Source organism: Flavobacterium xueshanense, from assembly GCF_900112975.1.
Classification (GTDB): Bacteria; Bacteroidota; Bacteroidia; order Flavobacteriales; family Flavobacteriaceae; genus Flavobacterium; species Flavobacterium xueshanense.
On record NZ_FONQ01000002.1, the window covers coordinates 454,749 to 467,786 of the forward strand.

A 13,038-nucleotide genomic window follows, 5' to 3' on the forward strand; every position below is an offset into this window, starting at 1 on the left:
AAGATGGTAGAAGAAGCAACAAGATACTCAGACGCGGATTTAGCAGAGTTCAAACAGATAATCCTGAACAAAATTCAAAAAGCACAATCAGATTTAGATTTAATAAAAAGTGCTTACATGAATGATTTGAATAATGGAACTGACGATACGTCTCCAACATTCAAAGCATTCGAAGAAGGAAGTGAAAGTATGTCTAAGGAAGCAAACTCACAGCTGGCGATTCGTCAGGAAAAGTTTATTCGTGATTTGAAGAACGCACTGTTCCGTGTAGAAAATAAAACATACGGTGTATGTAAAGTTACAGGTAAATTAATCGGGAAAGAAAGATTGAAAATCGTTCCTCACGCAACAATGAGTATCGAAGCAAAGAACTTGCAACGATAAACTTGTTGTTAAACAAGATTTAACGCTCCATTGGGAGCGTTTTTTTTGATTAAATTGTTATTTTTGCGCCATTAAAATATATAAAATGTCATTACGAAAAGCGTATCTCCTTATTTTTATTTTATTACTTGTTGATCAAGTTTCAAAAATATACATTAAAACTAATTTTATTTTAGGTGAAGAAGTTGAAGTATTCAAATGGTTCAAAATTCTTTTTATCGAAAATGAAGGAATGGCTTGGGGTACTGAAATTCCGGGTACGTACGGAAAATTATTCCTGACACTTTTTAGGTTGGTTGCGGTTGCTGGAATTGGGTATTGGTTGTGGGATTCTGTAGAAAGAAAACACAGTTCTAATTATTTAATTGTAGCCATTTCATTGATTTTAGCAGGTGCCTTCGGGAACATTATCGATTCTGTTTTTTACGGCGTTATTTTTGATGACAGTCAACAACAATTAGCTACTTTGTTCTCAGATCAACCGTATGGAACTTGGTTTCACGGAAAAGTAGTAGATATGTTTTACTTTCCTTTTTGGCATGGAAATTTACCAAGTTGGTTACCAATTTGGGGCGGAAAAGAATTTACTTTTTTTAATGCAATTTTCAACATTGCAGATATGGCGATTTCTACAGGAGTTGGAATCTTAATTTTTTTCAATAAAAAAGCATTTCATCACGATTAGATTCGACGTTTTTTACCATATACAAAAAGACCTGTTCATGATTTGAACAGGTCTTTTTACTTTATTAGTTTTTGTTGTGTCCGGGTGCGTAACGTTTAGCGCTTTTCCCGCCGTATATTTTTTTAGCTTGACCTGGAGGAAGTCTTTTAGCTTTATAGGTTGATCTGCTGGTTCCGGTTTGAATGCTGCAGTTTGAAAATGAAACTGCGAATAAAATAACCATAACGCTTACGGCAAATCTTGAATTTTTGAATGTTCTCATAACTTAATTGAATTATATCTGATGCGAAAGTACGGATTAAAATTAAAAAGAGTGAATTGAATTTGGCGTCACACAATAATCCAGTCGTATGTCACCTTCAAAAACATCAGTAATCAATTCTTCGGGTTCAAAGAAAGACAGCCCAATTTTGATTGCATCCGGTTTGCATTCTGATAAAAATGCATCATAAAATCCCTTTCCATACCCTACACGATGTCCTTTTTTATCGAAAGCCAAAAGCGGTACAAAAGCCACATCGATTTTAGTCGACGGAACTTCAATGCCATCAATAGGTTCTGGAATATTGTATTCGTTTTTCTTGATTTTAGTATTGTCAGTCAATAGGAAATGAGTCATCTTTCGGGTGGCAAAATCAGCTTTGGAAACAATTATCTCTTTGTCTTTTCCGGATAATATGTGAAGAATAAATTCAGTATTAACCTCTTTTTGTTCTGTTATAGGTAGGAAAATATGAAAGTAGGTTTGCTCCCAAAGAGGAAGTGTCAGTATTTTATTGGCTATAGCCAAACTCTTTTCCTCGATTTCATTTTCTGATAGGGAATTCCGTAAGGCTTTGTATTTTTTTCGTAACGCAGTTTTGTCCATTTTAATAATTTTATTCTCCTTCTTCTCCAAAAGCATTCGACAAATGATAAATGGCATCGCCTTCATACACAATTGGGGAATGATTGGCATTTATGATATAACCGTCGTTTGGCGCTTTTACTTTTCGCTCAAACTTTCCGAAAGGATCAGTTATGGTGGCAAGAATAGTTCCTTTTTTTACAAATTTCCCAATAGTGTCGTAATCATGTAATAATCCGGAGCATTTGGCTCGTATCCAGCCTGATTTTTCAATATAAATGGTGTCGGATTTCTGATGTACTACAGTATGTTTTGGGTCTAGCATATCAAGGTGCGAAAGCAGACGTTTCGCTCCATTTATACCTTCATCGGCGATAGCGTTATTGATATCTAATGACTTTCCGCCTTCAAAAAGCAACATTTTGACATCCATTCTTTCACTGGAACTCCTAAAGGATCCCATTATGTTTCTGGAATATAAGGTGAAAGGCGCATTAAAGACATCGGCCAGAATTTTTAATTCCTGATTGTTATGCGTTATTCTAATTTGTGGTGCGTTGAAACGGCTGGCTCCACCGGCATGAAAATCGACGGCATATTCAACCAAAGGCATGATTTCAGCTAAAATATGAAACGCAAATCGGCTGGCCAACGAACCCGTTTTACTTCCCGGAAACACGCGGTTTAAATCCCGACCGTCTGGAAATTCTCTCGATTTATTTACAAATCCATAAACGTTTATGATTGGTATACAAATGATTGTGCCTTTTTTTGGCTTGTTGATTTTTTTGTGAATGAGCTGTCTTACGATCTCGACTCCATTGATTTCGTCGCCATGAATTCCTGCCGAGAAAAGCACTATGGGACCTTCAAACTTTGAGCGTCTTACCATAATGGGGATGTTCAGTTTTGTTGTGGTGTGTAGTCTGGCAATTTCGACATTGATGGTTTTGCTTTCGCCAGGAATAATGCTTTCGCCAAAAAGAACGATAGGTGTGGTATTGATTTTCATCATAAGTTCTTGAAACGATAAAAATAAGGATTATAACGAATTAGAAACTAAAATTCTGATAAAAATTTTGCCAGAACGATTTCAAGAGTATTGATTTGTATTTCGTGATTTTTGAGATTAACTTTGTTGTATGAATCCAATAACTTTAGCCTTACAAATCCAAACCTTACCTAATAATCCTGGAGTGTATCAATATTACGATATAGAAGGAAAGATTCTATATGTGGGCAAGGCCAAAAATTTAAAAAAAAGAGTTTCTTCTTATTTCAATAAAATTCACGATACGGCTAAAACTAATGTGCTCGTAAAGAAAATTGTCACGATAAAACACATTGTGGTTCCTACGGAAACCGATGCCCTTTTATTGGAAAATAATCTGATAAAAACCTTGCAGCCGCGCTACAATGTGTTACTGCGGGATGATAAAAGTTATCCGTGGTTGTGCATCAAGAAAGAACCTTTTTCGCGCATTTTTGCGACTCGAAGAATGGTCAAAGATGGGTCGGAATATTTTGGTCCATATACCAGTTTCAAAACCGTAAGTACTATTTTAGAATTGATTAAAGAGTTGTATCCGCTTAGAACTTGCAATTATGATTTGAGTAAAAGCAATATCGAAAGTGGGAAATTCAAGGTGTGCCTCGAATATCATATTGGCAATTGCATGGGGCCTTGCGAAGGATTAGAAACTTTAGAAAATTATCAAAAGCAGGTGGATGCTATTCGCGAAATCCTGAAAGGAAATTTCAAAGAAAGCATGAAAGATTTCAAACGTGTCATGACAAATCTGGCCGCTGATATGCATTTTGAAGAAGCTCAAAAAATAAAAGAGAAAATTGAAATTTTAGAGAATTATCAATCGCGTTCCACGATTGTAAATCCAAAAATCACCAATATCGATGTGTTTTCAATTGTTTCCGATGAAAGTGCGGCTTATGTGAATTTCCTTCAAATTTCGCACGGTTCGATTATTCGTTCGCACACGATGGAAATTAAAAAGAAATTGGATGAACCCGATGAAGAATTATTAGAATTGGCGATTGTCGAGCTAAGAGAGCGTTTTCATTTATTATCCAGAGAAGTTATTGTTCCGTTTCACGTTGATTTAGGTGAAAATATAAAAGTAACCGTTCCACAATTGGGAGACAAAAAGCAAATTTTGGATTTATCCATTCGAAATGCAAAATTTTACCGAATCGAACAACTCAAACAACTGCAAATTGTAGATCCGGATCGCCATACGAAAAGGATTATGGCGCAAATGCAAAAAGACTTGAGATTGCCGGTAGAGCCAAGACACATTGAATGTTTTGATAACTCAAATATTCAAGGAACAAATCCCGTGGCGGCTTGTGTAGTTTTTAAAGATGGAAAACCGAGTAAGAAAGATTACCGTCATTTTAATATAAAAACGGTTGAAGGACCTGATGATTTTGCCTCCATGACGGAAGTAGTGTACAGAAGATACAAACGATTGCTGGATGAAAATGAACCTTTGCCCAATTTAATAATTATTGACGGTGGAAAAGGACAATTGTCTTCGGCATTGAAAAGTATTGATGAATTGGGATTACGAGGAAAGATTGCTATAATTGGTATTGCCAAAAGACTGGAAGAGTTGTTTTATCCGGGAGATTCTATTCCGTTATATTTAGATAAAAAATCAGAAACACTCAAAATAATCCAGCAATTGCGAAACGAAGCGCACCGTTTTGGGATTACGCACCACCGGGACAAAAGGAGTAAAGCAGCGCTGAATTCTTCGATAGAATCCATTCCGGGCATTGGAGAAAAAACCATGTTGACTTTGATTCAGTATTTTAAAAGTGTTAAAAGATTGAAATTAGCGACAGAAAAAGAAATTTCGGACGTTATAGGTATATCGAAAGCCAAAAAAATTACCGAATTTTACAAGGCAACAAAGGAAAATTAATATTCCCCCATTCTATCACGGAACAAATGGCTGCTTATGAAGAAAATCGCACTATTATTCATTGTTTTTACCAGCTTGGCTGTGTTTTCGCAAGAGCAAAAAAGACCTAAAATAGGTTTGGTTTTGAGTGGTGGTGGTGCAAAAGGATTTGCTCATATTGGAGTTTTGAAAGTATTGGAAGAAGCCGGAGTCAAGATCGATTACATTGGCGGAACCAGTATGGGCGCGGTTATTGGCGGTCTTTATGCTACGGGATACAATGCAAGCCAAATTGATTCTATTTTTAAGGCGACAAATTTCAATGAGTTAATCAACGATTTTATTCCCAGATCTTCTAAAAATTTTTACGAAAGAAGAAATGATGAATTATATGCGTTAATTCTGCCGTTTAATAAAATGAAAATTGGAATTCCGGAAGCCTTGTCTAAAGGAATGTATAATTATAATTTATTGAGTACAATTACGAGAAACGTAAGACACATCAGGGATTTTAATCAGCTTCCGATTCCTTTTTTATGTATTGGTACCAATATTGAAACCGGTGAAGAAGTCCTGTTGAACAAAGGAAATTTAGCGCAGGCCATGATTGCAAGCTCCGCATTTCCCTCTTTATTTTCCCCTGTTGAAATTGATGGAAAAATTCTGGTAGATGGTGGAGTTGTTAATAATTATCCCATTGAAGAGGTACGAAAATTGGGTGCTGATATCATTATTGGGGTCGATGTTCAAAATGATTTGTATGACCGAACACAACTCAGAGATGCCACTAAAATTTTGGTGCAAATCACGAATCTTCAGTCTATAGAGCGAATGAGGAAAAATGTAACCAACACGGATATCTATATTAAACCAGATGTTACACAATATGGAGTGATTTCATTTGACAAAGGAAACGAAATTATAAGAAAAGGGGAAGAAGCTACCTTTGCAGTTTACGAACAAATAAAAAATATTGTCGATGAATCTAATCCTTACCAGAAACCAAAGTTAGAATTAGGTTCCGACAGTATACAAATTAGAGCAATAAACAGCAATGAATTAGATAATTACACGAAAGAGTATGTCATTGGGAAATTACGATTTAAGCCTGGGACAAAAACGGGTTACGATAATTTATTAAAGGGTATTAATAATATAAATGCCACCAAAAATTTCAGTGCCATATCGTATTCATTGGAAGCAAACAAGGAAGATGTTGACTTACATATTAATTTAAAAGAAAATCTGACAAAAACTTATTTGAAATTCGGATTGCATTATGATAATTTATTCAAAAGTGGAGTGTTGGTGAATTTGACTCGTAAAAAAACACTTTTTAAAAATGATATTGCCTCATTGGATATTATTTTAGGCGATAATGTCAGGTACAATTTAGATTATTACATTGAAAATGGATTTAATTTGAGTTTTGGTTTTAAATCTCATTACAACCAATTCAATAGAAATGTGGCTAAAGAAATCAGTAGTACAACATTCAATAATCCGGATATAAATTCCATTAATGTTGATTTTACTGATTTTACAAATCAAGCTTATTTCCAATCGTTATTTGTTCAAAAATTTTTAATTGGTGGCGGAGTCGAATTGAAATTTTTAAAAATAAAATCCGAAACACTCGCCAATGTAGATCCAATAATTGACAACAGTAATTATCTAAGTCTTTTTGGGTACATGAAATACGATTCTTTTGATAATAAATATTTCCCTAAAAAAGGATGGTATTTCACAGGTGATATTCAATCGTATTTGCTTTCCTCCAATTATACGGGCGATTTTAAACCATACTCAATCGCTAAGGGTGATTTTGGGGTTGCAGCAACTTTATTTAAAAATGCGACAATAAAATTACAAACTGATGCTGGGTTTTCTTTTGGTCAGCAAAGCGTTGCTTTTTTTAATTTTATTTTGGGAGGTTATGGTTATAATCCCCTTAATAATTTCAAATATTTATATGGGTACGATTATTTAAGCTTGGCCGTTAATAGTTACATAAAATCAACGGGAACGGTAGATTATGAGTTTTACAAAAAGAACCACATCAATTTTTCGGCAAATTTTGCTAATATTGGAGATCGGATTTTTGAAACGGTGGATTGGATTTCAATTCCAAAATATTCTGGTTATGCCGTCGGATATGGTTTGGAAACAGTCATTGGACCCATAGAAATAAAATATTCCTGGTCCCCGGAACAGCCCAAAGGGTTTACCTGGTTCAGTATTGGGTTTTTGTTTTAATTATAATTTATTTCAATAATAATTCCGATATTTGTTATAATGAAAACAAAATGGCTAGGTTTATTAGAGTATCTTCAATTTCTTATCAAGAGAAATCCTGAGTAAATCCTCTTTTTTTGATTTATCATAGCACATTATAAAGTACTCTCAACTTTAATTTGTTACACTTTTAAACAAAAAAATCATGCCTTTATACCACAAATTGGGGATTTTTCCTCAAAAAAGACACACACAATTTGAAAAACCAAATGGTGGTTTGTATTACGAACAACTCTTTGGCACAGAAGGATTTCACGGTAATTCGTCCTTGTTGTATCACGTTCACAGGCCTACGCAAGTCAAGGAAATTCTCAATTCGTATTCGGTTGAGCCGAAAATTGCCATTGGAAAAAACATCAAATCATTACTGTTAAAAGGTTTTGAGTTAATGCCGGAGGACGATTTTCTGGACAGCCGCAAAGCCATGTTAATCAATAAAGATTGTATTATAGGACTAGCCGCACCAAAACAATCATTACGAAGTTATTTCTATAAAAACGCCGATGCTGATGAAATGATTTTCATTCATAAAGGGAAAGGAAAATTGCGCACCATGATGGGAAATATTCCTTTCGAATATGGAGATTACTTAATTATTCCTCGTGGAATGATTTACCAAATTGATTTTGAAACTTCGGAAAACAGATTGTTTTACGTCGAATCATTTGCGCCTTTTTACACGCCAAAACGCTATAAAAATGAGTCAGGTCAACATTTAGAACATTCGCCATTTTGCGAGCGCGACTTTATTTTGCCAAATGAGTTAGAAACACACGATGAAAAAGGTGATTTTCTAATCAAAATCAAGAAAGAAGGAATGATGCATGAAGTCGTTTATGCCACGCATCCCTTTGATGTAGTAGGTTGGGACGGTTATAATTTTCCATACGGATTCAGTATTCACAATTTCGAACCCATTACAGGTCGGGTACACCAGCCACCACCAGTTCATCAGACTTTCGAAACTTCGACTTTTGTTGTTTGTTCGTTCGTTCCAAGATTGTACGATTACCATCCAAAAGCCATTCCTGCACCTTACAATCACAGTAATATAGATAGTGATGAGGTTTTATATTACGTAGATGGGGATTTCATGAGTCGCAACAATATAGAGCAAGGTCACATTACATTACATCCAAAAGGAATTCCTCACGGACCGGCGCCAGGTGCTATGGAACGCAGCATTGGTCATACAGAAACGCACGAATTAGCGGTTATGGTTGATACCTTTCGCCCGTTAATGGTCACCGAAGAAGCGATGGGATTGGACGACGGTCAATATTACAAATCTTGGATAGAGTAATTAGGAGCTATTTCCTGCTGTACGCTTTATCTTTTCCTGGCTAAAGAAGCCAGAAAAAGGATGCCGCTTCCATCAGGGCTAGGGCTTTAGAGTAAACAACAACATAATTTTAAATTAATAAATCCGTGTCCATCTGTTTTATCCGCGTCATCCGCGTTCCAAAACTAGAAATACCGAATCAAAAAATAAATCACAATGAGCAAAGAACTTAAATCAGTAGAATACGGACTAGAAAAAATATTCGAAGGAGCGCAAGATTTCCTTCCGTTATTAGGAACCGATTATGTAGAATTCTACGTAGGAAACGCAAAACAATCCGCACATTATTATAAAACTGCTTTCGGTTACCAGTCATTGGCTTATGCAGGATTAGAAACCGGAGTACGAAACAGAACATCGTATGTGCTGAAACAAGATAAGATCCGCATAGTATTAACCACGCCATTAACACAAGATTCTCCAATACACGAACATTTGAGAAAACATGGTGACGGAGTGAAAGTAGCTGCACTTTGGGTCGAAGATGCCACAAGCGCTTATGAGGAAACAATGAAACGTGGTGCGCGTTCTTTTATGGAACCAACAGTCGAGAAAGACGAATTTGGAGAAGTAGTACGTTCAGGAATTTACACGTACGGGGAAACGGTTCATATTTTTGTGGAACGAAAAAATTATAATGGTGTTTTCTTGCCTGGATATAAGGAATGGAAATCCGATTACAATCCAGAGCCAACCGGATTAAAATATATAGATCACATGGTTGGAAATGTGGGTTGGAACGAAATGAATACTTGGGTTAAGTTCTATGAAGACGTAATGGGATTTGTGAATTTTCTTTCTTTTGATGACAAACAAATCAATACTGAATATTCCGCGTTGATGAGTAAAGTAATGTCAAACGGAAACGGAAGAATCAAATTTCCAATCAACGAACCTGCTGAAGGGAAGAAAAAATCGCAAATCGAAGAATATTTAGATTTTTACGGTGGACCTGGAATTCAACATATCGCTATTGCAACGGATGATATTATCAAAACGGTATCTCAATTGAAAGCGAGAGGAATCGAATTCTTATCCGCTCCACCGCATGCCTATTATGAGGCCATTCCGGAGCGATTGGGTGATCACATGAAAATGATGAAAGAAGATTTGAATGAAATCGAGAAATTAGCTATTATGGTCGATGCCGATGAAGACGGATATTTATTGCAAATTTTCACAAAACCGGTACAAGACAGACCAACCTTGTTTTTTGAGATTATTCAAAGAATGGGTGCCAAAGGTTTTGGTGCAGGTAACTTTAAAGCGCTATTTGAATCAATTGAGCGAGAACAACAATTGCGAGGAACGTTGTAAAAAGCTATTATTTTTACAGATAGTGAAAAAAAAACCGATGAACAGCATGTTTTTTTGTAAATGTTATGTTAAACTTTGTTTTTAACAAATATAACTGAATTTGTTAGCTACCTTTGCACTCGCAAAAAGGGAAGGGGTGGTTTCCTTCCTAATTTCATATAAATTTCATAGTTTATAGTTTTTTGGTTAGTTAATAGCATAAAAACTCAGTCATTTTTTGACTGAGTTTTTTTGTTTTGATATATTTGGAACAAAATTTGATCATGCTGTCAATAAATTGACAAATTAAGTAATGAAAAAACTAATCTTATTCTTTGTATTAATTATAACAGTAAGCTTTGATTCTCCTCAGGAAGATGCTTACGACGTGGGGGAATTTTTCAAATTCAGGATACATTATGGAATAGTGAATGCTGGATATGCAACATTAGAAGTAAAAGATGCAACGATAAATAATAAAAAAACTTTTCATATTGTTGGGAAAGGATATACCACGGGAATGTCCCGGTTTTTCTTTAAAGTAGATGATTTATACGAAAGCTACATTGACAAGGAAACGAAAAATCCATATCGCTTTGTTCGAAAAATTGATGAAGGAGGCTACACTAAAAATCAAGAAGGTTTTTTCAATCAGTCCGTCAATAAAGTTGTTGTAAAAGACTACAAACACAAAACCGAAAAAACGCTTTACATTCCAAAAAACACACAAGATATATTATCAACATTTTATTACTTAAGGAATCATCCTAATATTGATAAGTTAAAAATTGGGGAATCAGTGACAATTGACATGTTTTTTGATGATGAAACTACTAAATTCAAGCTAAAGTTTATGGGAAGGGAAAATATTACCACTAAATTTGGCGTCGTTCCATCAATGATTTTTCGACCCTTGGTACAATCAGGCCGTGTTTTTAAAGAGCAAGAAAGTCTTACGGTTTGGATCTCGGATGATGACAATAAAGTGCCATTAAGAATAAAAGCCAGTTTGGCAGTAGGTTCAATAAAAGCAGATATAGATGCGTATAAAGGTTTGAAAAAACCTTTTAAAACAAAACAATAATGAGCAATAACGACAATTCAGAAGCTATTTTAAAAGAAATTGAGCATAAATATGAAGCAATAAATCAAAAAACGGAGACGCAGCTCGAAGGGTTATTGTGGTCAAAACCAATTACATATTGGGATTATATCCAAACGGATGCGTTATTGAATCTTCAAATTCAAAGAACGACGCTACCTGACGAAATGGTTTTTATCATGTATCATCAGGTTAATGAATTGATATTTAAAATGATACTGTGGGAAATGAAGCAAATTTCCTATTGTGAGGCTATTAATACGGTTTTCTTTACCGAAAGATTAATGCGAATCAGTCGTTATTTTGATATGTTAACCACCTCTTTCAGCATTATGGGAGACGGAATGGAAGTGGAGCAGTACATGAAATTTAGAAATACACTGACACCTGCGAGTGGTTTTCAGAGTGCGCAATATCGCCTAATAGAATTTTCTTCGACTGACCTAATAAATTTGATTGACCACCGTTATAGAGATACAATTGACAGACATACCTCTTATGAGTTTGCACTAGAACATTTGTATTGGCAAGCCGCCGGTAAAGATTATCACATTGGGAAAAAATCATTTTTACTGGAGGAATTTGAAAAAAAATATAAAAAGGAATTCCTGGCTCACATGGAGGAATACAACACCGTAAACATTTGGCAAAAATTTAAACAATTGCCGGAATTAGATCAAAAAAATCCCGAATTAGTTCAAGCGATGCGTCATTACGATCACACGGTGAATATTACTTGGGTAATGCAACATTTAAACACAGCAAAAAAATACATTGATCAAAGCGGAAAAGGAGATGGAGAAGCTACCGGTGGAAGTGACTGGAAAAAATACATGCATCCAAAATATCAGAGAAGAATTTTCTTCCCGGAATTATGGAGTAGCCATGAATTAGAAAATTGGGGAGCAGAAATGTAAGTTGAATTAAAAAACAAGGTTTGAAACAAATATTTATAATTATAATTGCGCTATTTACTTTAGGATCATGTAACAAAAAAGAGGAAATAGTACCGAAAAAAGTAGTGAAACTTATTGCTAAAAAGAGTGAATTTGGATTTGTTCTTGCTAATTTTAATATCGTTAATGATACTGTAAAAAGAGGCGACACTTTTGGAACGATTATTCAAAATCAGAATATTGGGGACCGAAAAATATATGAAATTGTTGCCAAAGTGAGAGATTCTTTTGATGTAAGAAGTATAAGAATTAATAGACCTTTTACGTTATTAAGGTCTAAAGATAAAAAACATAAGTTACAGGTTTTTATCTATCAGCCTGATAATTTAAGTTATTATGTAGTTGACTTTCGTGATACAGCGGTCGCTGTTTACAAAAAAACAAAACCAATTACCATTAAGCGACGTACTATTGGTGGCGTTTTGAAAGAATCATTATCAGAAACTTTAGGCAATGCCAAGATCGAAGGGGCGTTAGCTAGTAAAATAACCAAAATATACGCTTATTCTATTGATTTTATGAAGCTAAAAAAAGGCGATCGTTTTGCGATAACTTTTACTGAACGATTCATTAATGATACTGTTTATGATGGAGTGGAAGAACTGGAAGCTTCGTTTTTTGAATACAAAGGAAAAATTATTTATGCATTTCCTTTTGCTCAGAATTCGAATAAAATAGACTACTACGATGAACAAGGGAAAACACTGAAAAATTTCTTTCTTAAATCTCCAATAAAATTCAGCAGAATATCCTCTCGATTTTCCACAAATCGTTTTCATCCGGTACAACACCGTTGGAAGGCACACAAAGGAACGGATTATGCGGCACCACGCGGAACTCCTATCACGGTTACGGCAGGAGGTGTTGTAGAGCAAAGTGGTTTTACGGCCGGAAACGGGAATTTTGTAAAAGTAAAACACAACGGAACCTATTCTACACAATACCTGCACATGTCAAAAATATTAGTCAGACGCGGACAGCGTGTCAATCAAGGGCAGGTTATTGGTTTGGTAGGAAGTACTGGTTTGGCAACAGGTCCGCATGTGTGTTATCGATTTTGGAAAAATGGTAAGCAAGTAGATGCGCTAAGGCTTAAACTGCCTACTGGAGAACCCATGAGCGGAAGTAACAAAAGTCGTTTTCTGGAACAAATAACACCTTTAAAATTTCAGTTAGACAGTGTTGCTAATTTATAATTTAACAATGT

At 35.2% G+C, this 13,038-nt stretch carries 12 protein-coding genes; 9 read left to right on the forward strand and 3 right to left on the reverse strand.

Annotated features, from left to right (window positions below; genetic code table 11):
* The first annotated feature begins 3 nt into the window (after nucleotides 1-3).
* Both BMZ76_RS04255 and BMZ76_RS04260 read left to right on the forward strand, forming a co-directional pair.
* Nucleotides 4-384 (forward strand): TraR/DksA family transcriptional regulator, encoded by a 381-nt coding sequence (locus tag BMZ76_RS04255; RefSeq protein WP_091203468.1) that lies wholly within the window; start codon nucleotides 4-6, stop codon nucleotides 382-384.
* A gap of 85 nt (nucleotides 385-469) precedes the next feature.
* The gene (locus tag BMZ76_RS04260) at nucleotides 470-1,069 is read left to right on the forward strand and encodes a lipoprotein signal peptidase (protein WP_091203469.1); all 600 of its coding nucleotides are present in this window, start codon (nucleotides 470-472) and stop codon (nucleotides 1,067-1,069) included.
* A 64-nt stretch (nucleotides 1,070-1,133) separates the two neighbouring features.
* On the opposite strand, the gene BMZ76_RS04265 is transcribed toward BMZ76_RS04260, so the two are convergent.
* Genes BMZ76_RS04265 through BMZ76_RS04275 form a run of 3 tightly spaced genes read right to left on the reverse strand, consistent with a single transcriptional unit; the run spans nucleotide 1,134 to nucleotide 2,928 of the window.
* Nucleotides 1,134-1,331 (reverse strand): hypothetical protein, encoded by a 198-nt coding sequence (locus BMZ76_RS04265; protein ID WP_091203470.1) that lies wholly within the window; start codon nucleotides 1,329-1,331, stop codon nucleotides 1,134-1,136.
* Nucleotides 1,332-1,373: 42 nt separating this feature from the next.
* A complete protein-coding gene (locus tag BMZ76_RS04270; RefSeq protein ID WP_091203523.1) occupies nucleotides 1,374-1,937 on the reverse strand; it encodes a 5-formyltetrahydrofolate cyclo-ligase in 564 nt (187 codons plus the stop codon).
* Nucleotides 1,938-1,947: 10 nt separating this feature from the next.
* A complete protein-coding gene (locus tag BMZ76_RS04275) occupies nucleotides 1,948-2,928 on the reverse strand; it encodes a succinylglutamate desuccinylase/aspartoacylase family protein (protein WP_091203524.1) in 981 nt (326 codons plus the stop codon).
* Nucleotides 2,929-3,058: 130 nt separating this feature from the next.
* Here BMZ76_RS04275 and uvrC point away from each other — a divergent pair, with 130 nt between their 5' ends.
* The 7 genes from uvrC (at nucleotide 3,059) to BMZ76_RS04310 (ending at nucleotide 13,027) form a co-directional block, all read left to right on the forward strand.
* Nucleotides 3,059-4,861: an excinuclease ABC subunit UvrC gene (uvrC, locus tag BMZ76_RS04280; protein WP_091203471.1), complete on the forward strand. Its 1,803-nt coding sequence runs from the start codon at nucleotides 3,059-3,061 to the stop codon at nucleotides 4,859-4,861.
* 36 nt (nucleotides 4,862-4,897) lie between these two features.
* Nucleotides 4,898-7,096: a patatin-like phospholipase family protein gene (locus BMZ76_RS04285; protein ID WP_091203472.1), complete on the forward strand. Its 2,199-nt coding sequence runs from the start codon at nucleotides 4,898-4,900 to the stop codon at nucleotides 7,094-7,096.
* A 184-nt stretch (nucleotides 7,097-7,280) separates the two neighbouring features.
* Nucleotides 7,281-8,438 carry a homogentisate 1,2-dioxygenase gene (locus BMZ76_RS04290; protein ID WP_091203473.1) on the forward strand — a complete coding sequence of 386 codons (1,158 nt, stop codon included), beginning with the start codon at nucleotides 7,281-7,283 and terminating at the stop codon, nucleotides 8,436-8,438.
* Nucleotides 8,439-8,633: 195 nt separating this feature from the next.
* The gene (hppD, locus tag BMZ76_RS04295) at nucleotides 8,634-9,794 is read left to right on the forward strand and encodes a 4-hydroxyphenylpyruvate dioxygenase (protein ID WP_091203474.1); all 1,161 of its coding nucleotides are present in this window, start codon (nucleotides 8,634-8,636) and stop codon (nucleotides 9,792-9,794) included.
* A gap of 292 nt (nucleotides 9,795-10,086) precedes the next feature.
* Nucleotides 10,087-10,857 (forward strand): DUF3108 domain-containing protein, encoded by a 771-nt coding sequence (locus tag BMZ76_RS04300; protein ID WP_091203475.1) that lies wholly within the window; start codon nucleotides 10,087-10,089, stop codon nucleotides 10,855-10,857.
* Nucleotides 10,857-11,792, forward strand: coding sequence for a tryptophan 2,3-dioxygenase family protein (locus BMZ76_RS04305; RefSeq protein WP_091203476.1), 936 nt, complete (start codon nucleotides 10,857-10,859; stop codon nucleotides 11,790-11,792). The genes BMZ76_RS04300 and BMZ76_RS04305 overlap by 1 nt, the downstream gene beginning before the upstream one ends.
* A 20-nt stretch (nucleotides 11,793-11,812) precedes the next feature.
* A complete protein-coding gene (locus BMZ76_RS04310; protein WP_091203477.1) occupies nucleotides 11,813-13,027 on the forward strand; it encodes a peptidoglycan DD-metalloendopeptidase family protein in 1,215 nt (404 codons plus the stop codon).
* Nucleotides 13,028-13,038 lie beyond the last annotated feature (11 nt).